Below are 15,632 nucleotides of genomic sequence, written 5' to 3'. Positions count from 1 at the left end.
AGCGTCATCGGCAGACCCGCGCATAGAAATAGAACGAAGGCTTCAGACATATGAACCCACGCCGTATCTACAGAAAAGCAGTCCGACTGGCGGGCTGCTTCATTGGCCTCGCCGCTGTGTCGAGTTTGTCATTTGCTGCGGCCGACAGCGTGCCGGCTGGCAAGATCATAGCGCTACAGGGCACGGCCAACGGCGTTACTGCCTGTGTCGGCTGCCACGGCGCCAACGGCGAGGGTAATACGGCGGCGGGTTTTCCGCGCCTGGCAGGCTTGAGCGCGTCTTATCTGGCGGATCAACTGACCGCGTTTGCTTCGGCACAACGGCAAAACGCAATCATGCAACCCCAAGCCAAACTGCTGTCGCCGGACGAGCGTGTGGCCGTGGCGCAGTATTTCAGCCAGTTGCCGGCGCCTGCGGGGCTTCCTTCTGCGGATCGTCAAGGCATTCAGCCCTCGGATGCTGGCGCTTGGCTCGCCACGCGCGGCCGTTGGGACGTTGAACTGCCGGCCTGCGTGCAGTGTCATGGACCGGCCGGCGTTGGCGTTGCGCCGACCTTTCCGCCGCTGGCCGGCCAGCCGGCTGCATACCTCGCCAGCCAGTTGCTGGCGTGGAAAAAGGGGTTGCGCCCGCCGGGTCCGATGGGCTTGATGCCGGCGGTTGCTGCCAAGCTGTCTGATGCAGATATCACGGCAGTTGCGGCCTACTATGCAGGCGAGGCGCCGACTCCGGGTGGCGCCGGCAACGCTGCAGGCGCCGCCGCAGGCACAGTTACGCCGCAAGGGAGCGGGCAATGAACCCAATCAACCGTCACGCACGGAATTCCCGGTTTGCCGCAATCGTCATGGTGCTGGCACCAACGTTGACGCTGGCGCCGCTCGCCGCACAGGCGGCCGATGGCGGCGCAGTCCCCTCGGCCGCACCGGTTGCGGCTTCGTCGACGCCGGGCGCCGCGCAGGCTCAACACTTCACGCCTCCAGCAGAGACCGCGATGCCCAGCGGCGACTTCGGCCAATCCGTCAAGCTAGGCGAGCAGATCTTCATTCACACGAAAGAGTATGCCGGCCAGTACGTCGGCAACTCGCTGAACTGCGCGAGTTGCCATCTGGACGCGGGCCGTAAAGCCGATTCCGGTCCGTTGTGGGCCGCGTACATTTCCTATCCCGCGTATCGGAGCAAGACCGGCCACGTCAATTCCTTTGCCGAACGTATGCAGGGATGCTTCGACTACAGCATGAACGGCAAGGCGCCGCCGCTTGGCGACCCGGTGCTGGTCGCACTCGAAAGCTACGCGTTCTGGCTGGCGAAAGGCGCGCCGGTCGGCACGGACCTGGCGGGGCGCGGTTATCCGAAGCTCGCCGCTCCGGCGCAAAAACCGGACTACGCCCGAGGTGCGCAGTTGTACGCGCAACATTGCGCGCTGTGCCACGGGGCGGGCGGTCAGGGGCAGTCAGTGGATGGCAAGACCGTATTCCCGCCGCTGTGGGGCGCCCAGTCGTTCAACTGGGGCGCGGGCATGCATGAGATCCAGAACGCCGCGGGTTTTATCAAGGCCAATATGCCGCTGGGCCTGAGCGGTACGCTGACCGATCAACAGGCGTGGGATGTGGCGACCTTCATGGACAGCCAGCCGCGTCCGCAAGATCCGCGTTTCACCGGCTCAGTGGAGGCGACGCGGGCGAAGTACCATGATTCGCCCTGGTCGATGTACGGCAAGACAGTGAACGGGCACATGCTGGGCAGCGAGTAGCCGGCCGCGTTAGTGGCGGTTGCTTATTTGCCGCCAACGCGCCGTATGGCGTCGTACACAAGACCCTACACGCTCACGACGCGTCCTGGCGCCGCGAGCCGCCGCCGACGCTCTGGCCGGCGTCGTGCGCCATCTGCCAGTAGCCCCACATCGACACCAGCGTGAGCAGCCCGGCGCACAGGAAGGCGATGCGGAAGTCGTCCAGCGTGAAGACACGCCCCGAGGTCTCGCCGTTGAAGACGGCCGCGCCGCGCAGCGCCACTGCGCCGAAGGCAATGCCGAGGCCGATCGTCATCTGCGCCGCCGCGCTCCACAGCGTGCTGGCCGCGCTCATTTGCGGCTGGGCGACGTCCGCATAGGCGAGGGTGGCGAGCGTCGAGAACTGCATCGAGCGCGCCACGCCGTACACGAACACCACGAGCAATACCCATGTGAGCGGGGTGTCCGGCGTCAGCAGGCCGCAGGCGATCGTAAACACGCCCGCCACCGCGACGTCAACAATCGACACCAGCCGGAAGCCATAGCGCTGCAGGATGCGCGTGGTCAGCGCCTTCATGCCCAGATTGCCGAGCGCGCTCGCCAGCAACAACAGCCCCGACTTGAACGCGGACAACCCGAAGCCGATCTGGAACAGCAGCGGCATCAGATACGGTACGGCGCCGATCCCGATGCGCGTGAACGAACCGGTCACCACCGTCACGGAGAAGGTGGGAATCTTGAGCGTCGAGACGTCGATCAGCGGATGCGGATGACGCTGTGCATGGCGGAACGCGATAAAGCCGAACACCAAACCCGCCGCCACGAAGGCGCCTGCCACCCAAGGGTTTTCGCCGGGCTGGCTGGCGAGTTCCGCGCCGTACAGGATCGACGTGAGGGTGGCGCCGCTCAGCAGCAGGCCGACGAGATCGAGCGGCCGGCGTTCGCTGCCGCGCAGGTTCGGCACCAGCGCGACGACCGCCGCCATCACCGCGATACCGAACGGCACGTTCAGCAGGAAGATCCAGCGCCAGTTCGCATAGGTGGTGATAAAGCCGCCCACCGGCGGCCCGACCACCGGCGCGACAATCGCCGGCCAGGTAATGGTGGAGATGGCCTGCATCAAGCGGCTTTTCTCGGTGCTGCGTACCACGATCAGCCGGCCCACCGGCACCATCATGGCCCCGCCCATGCCCTGCAACAAACGCGCGGCAGTGAATTCCGCGACGTTTTGCGACATCCCGCACAAGATGGAGGCCAGCGTGAACACGGCAATGGCGCTAAAGAACACCGTGCGCGAACCGCAGCGGTCGGCCACCCAGCCGCTCACGGGAATGAAAATCGCCAGCGCCAGCATATAGGCCGTCATGCCGAGGCTGAGGCTATTCGGCCCGACGCCGAAGGAATGCGCCATTTGCGGCAAAGCCGTGGCGATCACCGTGGTGTCGAGGTACTCCATAAAGAAGGTTGCCGCAACGATATACGGCAACCAGCCGATGAAGCTGGGGCGAGCCTGGCTGGCGGTCATGGCGTCGCCTCTTGCGGCTGGACTGTCTGTGCTTGAAGGACGGCGTGGGTACGGGCGCGCGACCGCCCGTGCTGATGTTGGCTTCGATTCATGCTGTTGCTGCTTCCTCTAAAGCGTGTGTCCGACTGGCGGCGCCTGTGCCCGAACTGCCGGAAACCACCGGTGAAACAAGCGTCCGTGCGCGGCGCAAATGTTGAAGTATTGCTCAAGTCGGCCAAGCGCTGCATCCGAAGCGGGCGATTTTGTCCCGCTGAGGTTGTCCGGGCACCCCGCGCGCAGGCGGCTGTGGCGGCCGTTCCGGGTTTTTCGTGTGGAAATAGGCAATAGCAATCGTCATGATTTAAACAATCAACTTTTTCTATTAAGTGTTTCTAGACATACTGTCCTCACTTTCTCCACCACGTAACCAAGAGGACGCAACAAATGCCGATCATCAACAGCCAAGTCAAACCTTTCAAGGCAACCGCTTACCACAACGGCGACTTCAAGACCGTCACCGAAGAAAGCCTCAAGGGCAAGTGGTCCGTCTTCGTGTTCTACCCGGCGGACTTCACGTTTGTGTGCCCGACCGAACTGGGTGACCTGGCCGATCGTTATGCCGAATTCAAGAAGCTCGGCGTTGAAATCTACAGCGTCTCGACCGATACGCATTTCACCCACAAGGCATGGCACGACACGTCGGACACGATCCAGAAGATCCAGTATCCGATGATCGCCGATCCGACGCTGGCCATCTCGCGCAACTTCGACGTGCTGATCGAAGAAGAAGGCCTGGCGCTGCGTGGCACCTTCGTGATCAACCCGGAAGGCGAGATCAAGCTGTGCGAAATCCACGACAACGGCATTGGCCGTGACGCCGGCGAACTGCTGCGCAAGGTTCAGGCTGCGCAATACATCGCGGCTCACCCGGGCGAAGTGTGCCCCGCCAAGTGGACGCCGGGCGCAGAAACGCTGACCCCGTCGCTCGACCTGGTCGGCAAGATCTAAGCCGCCGCGCCTTAGCTCAGCTTCATCGCAATACGCGCCACTTGCTGGCGCTTCCACGTGCGGACCGCATCACGCGTCATGCAGCTTGCATGCGGTCCGCACGGCTCCTCGCCATGCCATACGGTGGCGCGCGGAGCCCAACCCCTCGTCACGGAATTCGAATCGCCATGCTGGACGCCAATCTCAAGACTCAGTTGAAATCGTACCTGGAAAAGGTCAGCCGGCCGATCGAGATCATCGCCTCGCTCGACGACAGCGCCAAATCGCAAGAACTGCTGGCACTGCTCGACGACATCGCGTCGCTGTCGGAACGCGTCACCGTGATCGAGCGGCGCGGCGACGCGGAGCGCAAGCCCTCGTTCTCGATTGGCGAACCCGGCAAGGAAAGCGGCATCCGCTTCGCCGGCATCCCGATGGGACATGAATTCACCTCGCTCGTACTGGCGCTGCTGCAGGTAGGCGGCCACCCGGTCAAGCTCGACGACGCAGTGATCGAACAGATCCGCGAACTCGACGGCGACTATCAGTTTGAAACCTATTTCTCGCTGTCGTGCCAGAACTGCCCGGAAGTCGTGCAGGCGCTGAACGTGATGGCTTTGATCAACCCGCGCATCCGCCACGTGGCGATCGACGGCGCGGTGTTCCAGAACGAAGTCGAAGCGCGCCAGATCATGGCGGTACCGACCATGTTCCTGAACGGCGAAGTGTTTGGCCAGGGGCGTAGCGGCGTGAAGGAAATTCTCGCCAAGCTCGATACCGGCGCAGGCGCCCGTGCAGCCAGGGAACTGGCGAAGAAGCCGGTATTCGACGTGCTGATCGTCGGCGGCGGCCCGGCGGGCGCCGCTGCGGCGATTTACTCGGCACGCAAGGGCATCAAGACGGGCGTGGTCGCGGAACGCTTCGGCGGCCAGGTGCTCGACACGCTCGCTATTGAAAATTTCGTCTCTGTTCAGGAGACCGAAGGACCGAAGTTCGCCACGGCGCTCGAGCAGCACGTGAAGAGCTACGAAGTGGACATCATGGATGTACAGCGTGCCGAAGCGCTGATTCCCGGCCGCATCAACGAAGTGCGTCTGGCAAGCGGCGCGGTGCTGAAGGCGAAGACCATCGTGCTTGCCACCGGTGCCCGCTGGCGCGAAATCAACGTGCCCGGCGAGCGCGAGTACCGCAACCACGGCGTGGCCTACTGCCCGCACTGCGATGGCCCGCTGTTCAAGGGCAAGCGCGTGGCGGTGATCGGCGGCGGTAACTCGGGCGTCGAAGCGGCGATCGATCTGGCCGGCATCGTGCGCGAAGTCACGCTGTTCGAATACGGTGCGCAACTGCGCGCTGACGAAGTGCTGCAACGCAAGCTGCGCAGCCTCGCCAACGTGACGATCGTGACCCAGGCGCAGACCACCGAGATCACCGGCGACGGCAAGAAGGTCAATGGCCTCGTCTATAAGGATCTGCGCTCGGGCGAAACCAGGCAGGTCGAGCTGGAAGGCGTGTTCGTGCAGATCGGTCTGGTGCCGAACACCGAATGGCTGAAGGGCACGCTCGAACTGTCGAAGCATGGCGAGATCGTGGTCGATGCCCGTGGCGCTACCTCCGTGCCGGGCGTGTTTGCGGCTGGCGACGTGACCACGGTGCCGTTCAAGCAGATCGTGATTGCGGTGGGCGAAGGCGCCAAGGCCTCGCTTTCCGCCTTCGATCATCTGATCCGCAACAGTGCGGAGGATGAAGTGGAAGTCGAGGAAGAGGCCGCACTCGCGGAAGGTTGAACTCTCTTCGTGAACGGCGGGCGTGGTTGATCACGCCACGCCATGCCTGTTGCATTGCAATGAAGCCCGCCTTTCGCGGGCTTCATCGTTTTCGGCTGCCGTGCCGCAAAGCGAGGAGGTTGCCAGGCAACGCCGGTCGCCCTACGCCCGTTTCATTCAGACGCTTGACACAGGCCACTGCTGGCGCGGCCGCCGCCGCTTTGTTTGGAGTCCGATGCCTGGATTGATTGCTTGGCGAAGTGACGCGCCACGCCATATAAATCTGAAAGCCGGACCAGGCCTTTCGTTGCAAGCGCTTCCGCGTACGCGGACGAGGGGCACCATAGAACAAGGAGGGAGACAATGGCATCTATGCAAGCGGCGCCCAAGCGTTGGGTCGACGGCAAGCGCTATCTGTGGCTGCTCGGCGCGCTGACGATTACGTTGCCGCTGCACGCGGCCAATCTCGCGCTGAAGACCGGCTGGCATATCTTCTGGTGGTTCGGCCCGATCTTCGTGTTCGGCATTATCCCGGTTCTTGACTACTTCATCGGCGACGACCCGAGCAATCCACCCGAGGAGATTGTCTCCGTCCTTGAGCGCGAGCGCTATTACAGGCGCATCGTTTACCTCGCCACGTTTATCGAGTACGTGTCGTTTTTCGGCGCGCTCTGGATTGTCGGAACTCATGCGCTCGCCTGGTACGACTATCTCGGCTTTGCGCTGTCGCTCGGTGCGGCGACCGGCGTCTCGATCAATACGGCTCACGAGCTCGGTCACAAGACGGATCGCTTCGAACGCTGGCTGGCGAAGGTCACGCTCGCGCCGGTCGCATATGGTCACTTCTTCGTCGAACACAACCGCGGGCACCATGTGCGGGTGGCGACGCCGCCCGATCCGGCTAGCGCGCGCTATGGCGAATCGTTCTGGGCATTCCTGCCGCGCACCGTGCTGGGTAGCATCGCTTCAGCATGGCGGCTCGAGAAAGAGCGGCTGGCGCGTAACGGCCAATCGCCATGGACCTGGCGCAACGAAGTGCTGCATTCGTGGGCGATGACTGCCGTGCTATGGGGCGTGGTGATTGCGCTGTTCGGCAAGGTGGTGATCCCGTTCCTGCTGATTCAGGCTGCATACGGTGCGTCGCTGCTCGAAGTGGTCAACTATCTGGAGCACTACGGGCTGGGCCGCAAGCTGCTGCCGAGCGGCCGTTATGAGCGCTGTCGTCCCGAGCATTCGTGGAACAGCAATCGCATCGTCACGAACCTGTTCCTGTATCAGTTGCAACGCCATGCCGATCATCACGCCAACCCGACCCGGTCGTATCAGGCCCTGCGCCATTTCGACGGCGCACCGCAACTGCCGTCCGGTTACGCGACGATGATCATGCTCGCCTATGTGCCGCCGCTCTGGTTCCGCGTGATGAATCCGCGCGTGGTGGCGCATTATCACGGCAACATGGAGCAGTCGAATATCAAGCCTGCGATTCGCGAGCGGGTGCTGGCGCAGTTCGCTGGGGCGGGTGGATGAAACGAGTTGACGCGGCGATTTCGCATCGCCGCGCCAGATGATTGTGCTTGTTGTGCTTGTTGTGCTTCGACCCGCCGTGTCACCAGGCGGGTCGCACCGCATTTACTTCCGGTCGAACGAATACTTGCCCGGGCCGGTCACGCTCAACAACAGCAAGCCGCCGATGATGCTGACGTTCTTGTAGAAGTTGATCATGTTCACATATTGCTCCATGCCGCTCATGGTCCAATAGTGGTGTGCAATGAACGCGGTGCCCAGCGTATAGAGCGCGAGCAGCACAGCCAACGGGCGCGTATAGAGGCCCACGACGATCGCGATGCCCACCACAAATTCCATCACCACCGCAATCACCGCCGAGATCTCCGGCATCGGCGCGCCGGTCTGCGTCATATAGGCCACGGTGCCCGAGAAGCCGGTCAGCTTCGACCAGCCGAACAGGACGAACAACGCCATCAACAGAATCCGTGTGACCAGAATCAGCTCGTCCTTGCGGTTTTCAAACAGGGTATAGCGCATGATTTTCTCCTTTAAGACCAAAGTTCGGACATCTCGATGTTGCGCAGGTCGAACACCAGCACTTCGGCGTCGTGGCCCTGCGTGAACGACAAAACCTGTTCGTTGCGCACCCGTGCGCCGTCGCCTTCGCCGAGCGCGACGCCGTTCACGGTGATGCTGCCGCGCGCCACGTGGACATATGCGTACCGGTCAGCCGCCAGTTCCAGCCGGGCGCTCTCGTCGCCGTCGAACAGGCCCGCATAGACACGCGTGTCCTGTTGCACCGCCAGCGACTCGTTCGCGCCGTCCGGCGAGATCACAAGGCGCAGCGCACCGCGCTTTTCCGCCGTACCGAAGTGGCTTTGCTGATAACGCGGCGGCGTGCCTTTGAGCGCCGGCGCAATCCAGATCTGCAGGAAATGCACGGGTTCGCTGCGCGAATGGTTGTATTCGCTATGGGCGACGCCGGTGCCTGCGCTCATCAACTGGATGTCGCCGGGCACGATCACCGAGCCGGTGCCCATGGTGTCCTTATGTTCCAGCGCGCCTTCCAGCACGTACGAAAAGATCTCCATGTCCCGGTGCGGATGCTTGCCGAAACCTTGGGCCGGTGCGACGCGGTCGTCGTTGATCACCAGCAGGTCCGAAAAGCCGTTCTGCTTCGGGTCATGGTAATTGGCGAAGGAAAACGTATGACGCGAACTGAGCCAGCCGTGCTCCGCGCGGCCGCGTTGATTGGCGTGTCTGATTTCAAGCATGTTGTTTCTCCTTGATTGTGCGATCCGGCCAGGTTGTCGTCCGTGATCCATGAACAGCAGTTTACGTCAATCAATGTGTTTATAATCATGCCTGAATCGGAAACACTGTCACGTAATGGTGGACAATATCCGTCAGCAATCAAGCGGGGCAATCAGGAGAAGGGCGATGCAACTCGACGACATGCGCATCTTCGTCGCCACGGTTGACGCGCACAATTTCACGACCGCGGCCAACCGGCTGTCGCTGTCGAAGCAGTTCGTCAGCCGGCGCGTCATGGCGCTGGAAGAGGCACTCGGCGTGCGGCTCCTGATCCGCAACACGCGCAAGCTCGCCGTCACCGAACTCGGCCAGGAATTTTACGAGCGGGCCAAGCGGATTCTTGGCGAGGTGGCAGAGGCGGAACAGGCCATGTCCTTGCGGCGCGGCTCGCCGCATGGGCTGCTGCGCCTGAGCGCGCCGATGTCGTTCGGCATGGTGCATCTGTCGCCGCTGGTGGCCATGTTCCTGCGCAAACACACCGACGTGCGCTTCGATATGGAACTGAGCGACCGCACGGTGGACGTGGTCGGCGAAGGTTTCGACATGGCGATCCGCATTGGCACGCTGGCCGACTCGACGCTGATCGCGCAAAAGCTCGCTGAAGTGCGGATGGTGGCCTGTTGCAGCCCGCAGTATCTGCGCCGGCGCGGCACGCCTGCGGGGCCGGCCGATCTGGAGCGCCACGCGTGCCTGGTGTACGGACATGGCGGCCCGGCAAGCTGGGAGTTCGTGGTGGACGGCGTGCACAAGGCGGTCGAGGTGCGCGGACCGCTACGCGCGAACAACGGCGAATTGATTCGCGATGCGGCCATCGCCGGGCTCGGCATTGCGCGCTTGCCGGATTTCATCGTCGCGGCGGCGCTCAAGAGCGGCGAGCTGGTCACCGTGCTGGAGCCGTTTCTGCCGCGAGTAGCGGCGCTCTACGCGGTCTATCCGCAGCACCGGCAAAGCTCGAGCACGATCCAGGCGTTCACGGCATTCTTGCGCGAGCAATTGGCGAAAACCATGGGTGGCTGAACGCTTCAGGGCGCCAATGGGAGGGTGGCGTGGCCGTGGATCAACCTGCGCCCTCAAACCACGCCGAGCAATTCCTTCAGATGCGCCGTCTTCGAGCGGCTGACCGGCACCTGGGTTTGCTCCGCATCGTCCATCACGAGATTCACGCTTTCGTCCGATTTAACCAGTTCGACGGCATACAGCAGGCTCACGATATGGCTGCGATGCACGCGCAGATAGATGCTGTTGTCGAGCCGCAGTTCCAGGTCCCCCAACGACAGATTGGACAGGTAGTGGTCGTCCCTGGTCACGATCGTGATGTAGTGGCCGTCGCCCTGAAAGCGCACCACATCCTTCAGGTCGATCAGGATCACGCGGTTGCCACGGTACACCGGAATCTTGAACAGGCGGCGCGGCTGCGCAACGGGGCCGCCAAGGCCGTTGCTTTCGCCGGCCTGCTGTCCCGACGGCTCGGTGGTGAGATCGGTGACGTCGTAGAAAATCATGCAGGTGCCGCAGGCGCCGTCCGCGCCGCTCATCTTCGACACCTTGATCATGAGAATGCGGTCGGGGATATTGATCATCATCGCCACCGGTGGCGGCGATTTGACGGGGCAGCCACCCGCGTCGCGCGAGTGCAGCAAAAAACGCAGCTTGTCGCGGCTCTTTTCCGGGTGCAGCTGCACTACGTCGATGCCGAACAGTTTGTCCTGCTTGACGCCGAGCGACTGTTCGCCCGCAGGACCGAGGATCTGCAGCGCGACATCGTTGAACGCGGTGACATGGCCTTGCTCGTCGAGCCAGACCATGCCGGGATTGAACTGCTCCAGCCGGTGCTGGAAAGTCTCGCTGCGACGTGACTCGGAGGCCGGCGGCGCGGCGCGCTCAAGCGGTTTCATACGGGTCTCCATGCCCTCATGGGGCGTGTCCGGGCGCCTGAACGCGCCGCGTCCGCTATCTGTTCTTACCCATTTTCGCGCAAATTTCCGGGCCATTCACGCAGGTAAACCCGCCATTCGGGAAAGCGGCGGCAGCGATGCTGCGGCGCGTTGTGAAGCGGATATTTCATTGACCTAACGAAGCGGGCAGTCTTGCGCGCGTTGCCTATTGTCTGATCCTGCTCCGCTTTCATGTACGTTTTCCGCTAGTTGAGGCGCGTGTGCCGCCGTTCGGGAAATCGCGTTGAATTGCTGCATTGCATTGTGAAATGCTCGAACAGGAATGAGGGGCCATGACGCTCCCGTTCGCAGGCGCGATGACAACAAAGGAGGCAGGTGTGATCCCACGTCCATTCGAATATCACGTTCCGCGCAGCTTGCCGGAAGCCATCGCGCTGCTGAACCAGCACGGCGAGGGGGCCAAGCTGCTCGCCGGTGGGCACAGTCTGTTACCGATGATGAAGCTGCGCTTTGCCGAGCCGGAGCATCTGATCGACCTGGGCAAGCTGAGCGAGCTCAAGGGGATTCGCGAGGTGGACGGCGAAATCCGCATCGGTGCGATGACGACCGAAAACGAGCTGATCTGGTCCGAACTGCTGCAAACGCGTTGCCCCTTGCTCGTGGAAGGCGCGCGGCAGATTTCGGATCCGCAGGTGCGTTATCGCGGCACGCTCGGCGGCGATATCTCCCACGGCGATCCGGGCAACGACCATCCGGCGCTGATGATCGCGCTCGACGCGGCCTTTGTGCTCGCGAGCGAGCGCGGTGAACGCGTGGTGCCGGCGGACGGCTTCTTTGTCGGCACATACGCGACGCTGCTCGAACCCGGCGAGATATTGACGGAGATTCGCATTCCGCTGCCTGCGCCGGGTACGGGCTATTGCTACGCCAAGCTGAAGCGCAAAACCGGCGACTTCGCGACCGCGGCTACGGCGGTGACGCTGCGCATGAATGCGGGCGCGGTCGACGATGTGCGCATTGCGCTGACGAATGTCGCCGAAACGGCCATCCGCGCAACCGATGCCGAGCAGGCGCTGCGCGGCAAGCCTCTCGATGAAGCCTCGATCGCCGAAGCCGCGCGCCTCGCGATGAGCATCTGTGCGCCCGTAGCCGATCTGCGCGGCGACCCCGAATACAAGACCGCGATGGCGGGCGAAATGACGCGGCGTGCGCTGGCGAGCGCCTATGCGCGTGCGGCACATTGAAACCACGAGTCCTGGAGAACACGGCATGAGCAAAAAGATCATGGTGTCGTTCAAGCTGAACGGCAAGGAAACGGACGTGGTGGTCGAGCCGCGCGAGTTGCTGATTCATACCCTGCGCGAAAAGTGTCTGCATACCGGACCGCATATCGGCTGCGAGACGTCGCATTGCGGCGCGTGCACGGTGGATTTCGATGGCATGTCGGTGAAGTCCTGCACGATGCTGACGGTGCAGGCAGAAGGCGCCGAGGTGTTGACCGTCGAAGGGCTTGCGCAAGGCGGCGATCTGCATGCACTGCAGGAAGGCTTCATGCAAGAGCACGGCCTGCAGTGCGGCTTCTGTACGCCCGGCATGCTGATGCGGGCGTATCGCCTGTTGCAAGAGAACCCCGACCCGAGTGAAGAGGAAATCCGCTACTGGATGGCGGGTAACCTATGCCGCTGTACGGGCTACCAGAACATCGTAAAGGCAGTGCAGTACGCGGCGCGCAAGCTGCGCGGTGAAGCTGTGGAAACTTCGCATCCGCTGATGGCCGCGGAAACCGCAGATAACCACTGACGAGACAGAGGCACGCCATGGGAAATCTCGACGCTAATCTCGATCGTCTCGCCGCGCTGGAAGGCATGGGCTGCTCCCGCAAGCGCCGCGAAGATCCGCGTTTCATTCAGGGCAAAGGCACCTACGTCGACGACATCAAGATGCCGGGGATGCTGTTCGGCGTGATGGTTCGCAGTCCGTATGCGCATGCGAGGGTGAAGAAGATCGACAAGTCACGCGCGCTCGCGCATCCGGGCGTGCATGCGGTGCTCACCGCCGACGATCTGAAGCCGCTCAAGCTGCACTGGATGCCGACGCTTGCCGGCGACGTGCAGGCCGTGCTGGCCGACGAAAAGGTCTGCTTCCAGAACCAGGAGGTGGCCTTCGTGGTCGCCGATGACCGCTATGTGGCGGCCGACGCGGCAGAGCTGGTTGAAGTGGAGTACGAAGAGCTGCCTGCCGTGGTCGATCCGCTGGCGGCGCTAGCGCCGGATGCGCCGGTGATCCGCGAAGACATCCGCGACAAGCCGGCCGGTGCGCATGGCGCACGCCGCCATCCGAACCACATCTTCACCTGGAACATCGGCGACAAGGACAAGACCGACCGCGTGTTCGACCATGCCGACGTGACGGTGAAGCAGCAGATGCTGTATCCGCGCGTGCATCCGTGTCCGCTGGAAACCTGCGGCTGCGTTGCCTCGTTCGACAAGGTACGCGGCGATCTGACGGTCTATATCACCTCGCAGGCGCCGCACGTGGTGCGCACCGTGGTCGGCTTGCTGTCCTCGATCCCGGAGTCGAAAATCCGCATCATTTCGCCGGATGTCGGCGGCGGTTTCGGCAATAAGGTCGGCGTGTACCCGGGTTATGTCGTGTCAATTGTCGCTTCCATCGTGCTGGGGCGGCCGGTCAAGTGGATCGAATCGCGCTCGGAAAATCTCAGCAGCACCGCGTTTGCGCGCGACTATCTGATGACGGGCGAACTGGCCGCGGATAGCGACGGCCGCATCAAGGCGCTGCGCGTGCATGTGACGGCCGACCACGGCGCTTTCGACGCCTGCGCCGACCCGACCAAGTGGCCGGCCGGCATGTTCCACGTCTGCACCGGCTCGTATGCGATTCCGAATGCGTTCGTTTCGGTGGACGGGGTCTACACCAACAAGTTTCCCGGTGGCGTCGCTTACCGTTGCTCGTTCAGGGTGACCGAGGCGGTGTATCTGATCGAACGGATGGTCGACGTACTGGCGCAGAGGCTCGGCATCGACAAGGCCGAAATCCGCCTGCGCAACTTTATTCGCAAGGACCAGTTTCCCTATACCACGCCGCTCGGGCTCGAATACGATTCGGGCGATTACGAGCCGGCGTTGAAGAAAGTGCTTGCCGCAGTCGACTATCCGGCGCTGCGCGCCGAGCAGGCCGCGCGGCGAGCCGACCCTCACGCGGAGTGGCTGATGGGGATCGGCGTGGTGAATTTCACTGAGATCGTGGGCGCCGGGCCGTCGAAGATGTGCGATATCCTCGGCGTCGGCATGTTCGATTCCTGTGAGATTCGGGTGCACCCGGATGGCTCGGCCATCGCGCGGATGGGCACGATCACGCAAGGGCAGGGCCATCAGACCACTTACGCGCAAATCATCGCCTCCGAAGCCGGCATTCCGGCCTCGGTGATTACGGTCGAAGAAGGGGATACGTCGACCGCGCCCTATGGACTCGGCACATACGGCTCGCGCTCCACACCAGTGGCAGGGGCGGCCGTGGCGCGGGCCTCGCGTAAGATTCGCGAAAAGGCCCGGCAGATCGCCGCGCATCTGCTCGAAGCGAGTCCGGGCGACGTGGAGTTCGACCTCGACCGCTTCGTGCTGAAGGGCTCGCCCGAGCAGTTCAAGACGATCAAGGAAGTGGCCTGGGCCGCCTATAACAACGTGCCCGAAGGCATGGAAATGGGCCTCGAAGCGGTCGACTACTACGATCCGCCCAACTTCACGTTCCCGTTCGGCGCCTACGTGTGCGTGCTGGAGGTGAACCGCTATACCGGCGAGACGCGCGTGCGCCGCTTCTACGCGCTCGACGACTGCGGCACGCGGATCAATCCGATGATTATCGAAGGGCAGATTCACGGTGGCCTCACCGAAGGCTTTGCGGTCGCGATGGGGCAGGAGATGCCGTACGACGAAGCCGGCAATCTGCTCGGCGCGACGCTGCTCGATTACTTCGTGCCGACTTCGGTCGAAACGCCGCGTTGGGAGACCGACTTCACGGTGACACCGTCGCCGCATCATCCGATCGGCGCCAAGGGTGTCGCTGAATCGCCGCACGTCGGGTCGATTCCGTGCTTTACCTCGGCGATGGTGGATGCGTTCGCGCATCTCGGCGTCACGCACATGAACATGCCGCATAACGCCTGGCGCGTCTGGCAGCAATGCCGCGCACTGGGGCTGACGAGGCAGTAGCGCGGCGAACTCGCAAAGGATGCTGGGATGAAAGTCGCACTCGATAAGGTGTTCCCACTTGACGCCACGGCGGAGAGCGCGTGGCAGCTCCTGCAGGACATCGAGACTGTCGCGGGCTGTATGCCGGGCGCGAAGATTACCGAGCGCATCGACGAGACCCATTACAAAGGCACGATCACCGTGCGGCTAGGGCCGGCCACCATGGCGTTCAAGGGTGAGATCGAGGTGTTGAATCTCGATCCCGCAGTACGCAGCCTGCATATGGTCGGCAAAGGTTCCGATACGACCGGCACCTCGGCGGCGTCGATGGATCTCACCGCTGCGGTGCGGGCCACGGGCGCCACCTGCGAACTGGCGGGCAAAAGCGAAGTCACGATGAGCGGCAAAGCGGCCGCGCTAGGCGGGCGGCTGATGGGGCCGGTGGCGGACCAGATGCTCAAGCAGTTTGTGGCGAATTTCGCGGTGCGGTTGCAGGCGTTGCAAGCGCGGCAGGCGGAAGCTGCCGGGGATGGCGTGGCCGCAGCCGGGGTCACAGGTACGGCCACCACTGCGACTACGGCTTCGGCTTCGAGCGCTGCAGCCGCGACCACCACCGCGACACCGGAACCCGCCGCGCCTCCCGCCGAGCTGAACGGTCTCGCAATGGCATGGGCTATCTTGCGCGACTGGCTGCATGGGCTGTTCTCGCACAAGACGGTCTGAGCATCG

At 63.0% G+C, this 15,632-nt stretch carries 14 protein-coding genes; 10 read left to right on the top strand and 4 right to left on the bottom strand.

The features are described 5' to 3' along the window. Window positions 1–50: 50 nt before the first annotated feature. Together BLQ92_RS18860 and BLQ92_RS18855 are read left to right on the top strand one after the other, a co-directional pair. Window positions 51–794: a c-type cytochrome gene (locus BLQ92_RS18860; protein WP_090686058.1), complete on the top strand. Its 744-nt coding sequence runs from the start codon at window positions 51–53 to the stop codon at window positions 792–794. A gap of 47 nt (window positions 795–841) precedes the next feature. After that, complete coding sequence (locus BLQ92_RS18855) at window positions 842–1,747, top strand: c-type cytochrome (protein ID WP_090686292.1); 906 nt, start codon at window positions 842–844, stop codon at window positions 1,745–1,747. A 73-nt stretch (window positions 1,748–1,820) separates the two neighbouring features. Here the strand turns inward: BLQ92_RS18855 and BLQ92_RS18850 are convergent, their stop codons facing one another. Continuing rightward, on the bottom strand, window positions 1,821–3,251 hold the full coding sequence (locus BLQ92_RS18850) for an MFS transporter (protein ID WP_090686057.1): 1,431 nt from the start codon (window positions 3,249–3,251) through the stop codon (window positions 1,821–1,823). A gap of 423 nt (window positions 3,252–3,674) precedes the next feature. On the opposite strand from BLQ92_RS18850, the gene ahpC reads away from it, so the two are divergent. The 3 genes from ahpC to BLQ92_RS18835 all read left to right on the top strand — a co-directional run bounded on the left by ahpC (window position 3,675) and on the right by BLQ92_RS18835 (window position 7,507). Beyond that, complete coding sequence (ahpC, locus tag BLQ92_RS18845; RefSeq protein ID WP_090686056.1) at window positions 3,675–4,238, top strand: alkyl hydroperoxide reductase subunit C; 564 nt, start codon at window positions 3,675–3,677, stop codon at window positions 4,236–4,238. A 167-nt stretch (window positions 4,239–4,405) separates the two neighbouring features. Next, entirely contained in the window at window positions 4,406–6,001 is a 1,596-nt protein-coding gene (gene ahpF / locus BLQ92_RS18840) for an alkyl hydroperoxide reductase subunit F (protein ID WP_090686055.1), read from the top strand. Between the two features lie 342 nt (window positions 6,002–6,343). Beyond that, a complete protein-coding gene (locus BLQ92_RS18835) occupies window positions 6,344–7,507 on the top strand; it encodes an alkane 1-monooxygenase (RefSeq protein ID WP_090686054.1) in 1,164 nt (387 codons plus the stop codon). 102 nt (window positions 7,508–7,609) lie between these two features. On the opposite strand, the gene BLQ92_RS18830 is transcribed toward BLQ92_RS18835, so the two are convergent. Continuing rightward, entirely contained in the window at window positions 7,610–8,023 is a 414-nt protein-coding gene (locus BLQ92_RS18830; protein WP_090686053.1) for a DoxX family protein, read from the bottom strand. 11 nt (window positions 8,024–8,034) lie between these two features. Further along, window positions 8,035–8,760, bottom strand: a complete 726-nt coding sequence (locus BLQ92_RS18825; RefSeq protein ID WP_090686052.1) for a pirin family protein — start codon at window positions 8,758–8,760, stop codon at window positions 8,035–8,037. Between the two features lie 166 nt (window positions 8,761–8,926). On the opposite strand from BLQ92_RS18825, the gene BLQ92_RS18820 reads away from it, so the two are divergent. Next, a complete protein-coding gene (locus tag BLQ92_RS18820) occupies window positions 8,927–9,817 on the top strand; it encodes a LysR family transcriptional regulator (protein WP_090686051.1) in 891 nt (296 codons plus the stop codon). A gap of 53 nt (window positions 9,818–9,870) precedes the next feature. Here the strand turns inward: BLQ92_RS18820 and BLQ92_RS18815 are convergent, their stop codons facing one another. Then, window positions 9,871–10,695, bottom strand: a complete 825-nt coding sequence (locus BLQ92_RS18815; protein ID WP_090686050.1) for a LytTR family DNA-binding domain-containing protein — start codon at window positions 10,693–10,695, stop codon at window positions 9,871–9,873. A 377-nt stretch (window positions 10,696–11,072) separates the two neighbouring features. On the opposite strand from BLQ92_RS18815, the gene BLQ92_RS18810 reads away from it, so the two are divergent. Genes BLQ92_RS18810 through BLQ92_RS18795 form a run of 4 tightly spaced genes read left to right on the top strand, consistent with a single transcriptional unit; the run spans window position 11,073 to window position 15,626 of the window. Beyond that, on the top strand, window positions 11,073–11,939 hold the full coding sequence (locus tag BLQ92_RS18810; protein WP_090686291.1) for an FAD binding domain-containing protein: 867 nt from the start codon (window positions 11,073–11,075) through the stop codon (window positions 11,937–11,939). Between the two features lie 25 nt (window positions 11,940–11,964). Beyond that, window positions 11,965–12,495, top strand: a complete 531-nt coding sequence (locus tag BLQ92_RS18805; RefSeq protein ID WP_090686049.1) for a (2Fe-2S)-binding protein — start codon at window positions 11,965–11,967, stop codon at window positions 12,493–12,495. A 17-nt stretch (window positions 12,496–12,512) separates the two neighbouring features. Continuing rightward, entirely contained in the window at window positions 12,513–14,924 is a 2,412-nt protein-coding gene (locus BLQ92_RS18800) for an aerobic carbon-monoxide dehydrogenase large subunit (protein ID WP_090686048.1), read from the top strand. Between the two features lie 27 nt (window positions 14,925–14,951). Further along, the gene (locus tag BLQ92_RS18795) at window positions 14,952–15,626 is read left to right on the top strand and encodes an SRPBCC family protein (RefSeq protein WP_090686047.1); all 675 of its coding nucleotides are present in this window, start codon (window positions 14,952–14,954) and stop codon (window positions 15,624–15,626) included. Window positions 15,627–15,632: the final 6 nt, after the last annotated feature.

Source organism: Paraburkholderia phenazinium, from assembly GCF_900100735.1.
Taxonomy (GTDB): Bacteria; Pseudomonadota; Gammaproteobacteria; order Burkholderiales; family Burkholderiaceae; genus Paraburkholderia; species Paraburkholderia phenazinia.
Note: the sequence above shows the minus strand (reverse complement) of the source record. Positions and strands in the feature narration are given on the sequence as shown.

Excerpts from the sequence above, each read along its gene's own strand:
- ahpC (WP_090686056.1), top strand. The coding sequence starts at position 3,675 with ATGCCGATCATCAACAGCCAAGTCAAACCTTTCAAGGCAACCGCTTAC.
- BLQ92_RS18860 (WP_090686058.1), top strand. The coding sequence starts at position 51 with ATGAACCCACGCCGTATCTACAGAAAAGCAGTCCGACTGGCGGGCTGC.
- BLQ92_RS18805 (WP_090686049.1), top strand. The coding sequence starts at position 11,965 with ATGAGCAAAAAGATCATGGTGTCGTTCAAGCTGAACGGCAAGGAAACG.
- BLQ92_RS18820 (WP_090686051.1), top strand. The coding sequence starts at position 8,927 with ATGCAACTCGACGACATGCGCATCTTCGTCGCCACGGTTGACGCGCAC.
- BLQ92_RS18830 (WP_090686053.1), bottom strand. The coding sequence starts at position 8,023 with ATGCGCTATACCCTGTTTGAAAACCGCAAGGACGAGCTGATTCTGGTC.
- BLQ92_RS18815 (WP_090686050.1), bottom strand. The coding sequence starts at position 10,695 with ATGAAACCGCTTGAGCGCGCCGCGCCGCCGGCCTCCGAGTCACGTCGC.
- BLQ92_RS18835 (WP_090686054.1), top strand. The coding sequence starts at position 6,344 with ATGGCATCTATGCAAGCGGCGCCCAAGCGTTGGGTCGACGGCAAGCGC.
- ahpF (WP_090686055.1), top strand. The coding sequence starts at position 4,406 with ATGCTGGACGCCAATCTCAAGACTCAGTTGAAATCGTACCTGGAAAAG.
- BLQ92_RS18850 (WP_090686057.1), bottom strand. The coding sequence starts at position 3,251 with ATGACCGCCAGCCAGGCTCGCCCCAGCTTCATCGGCTGGTTGCCGTAT.
- BLQ92_RS18825 (WP_090686052.1), bottom strand. The coding sequence starts at position 8,760 with ATGCTTGAAATCAGACACGCCAATCAACGCGGCCGCGCGGAGCACGGC.
- BLQ92_RS18800 (WP_090686048.1), top strand. The coding sequence starts at position 12,513 with ATGGGAAATCTCGACGCTAATCTCGATCGTCTCGCCGCGCTGGAAGGC.
- BLQ92_RS18795 (WP_090686047.1), top strand. The coding sequence starts at position 14,952 with ATGAAAGTCGCACTCGATAAGGTGTTCCCACTTGACGCCACGGCGGAG.
- BLQ92_RS18855 (WP_090686292.1), top strand. The coding sequence starts at position 842 with ATGGTGCTGGCACCAACGTTGACGCTGGCGCCGCTCGCCGCACAGGCG.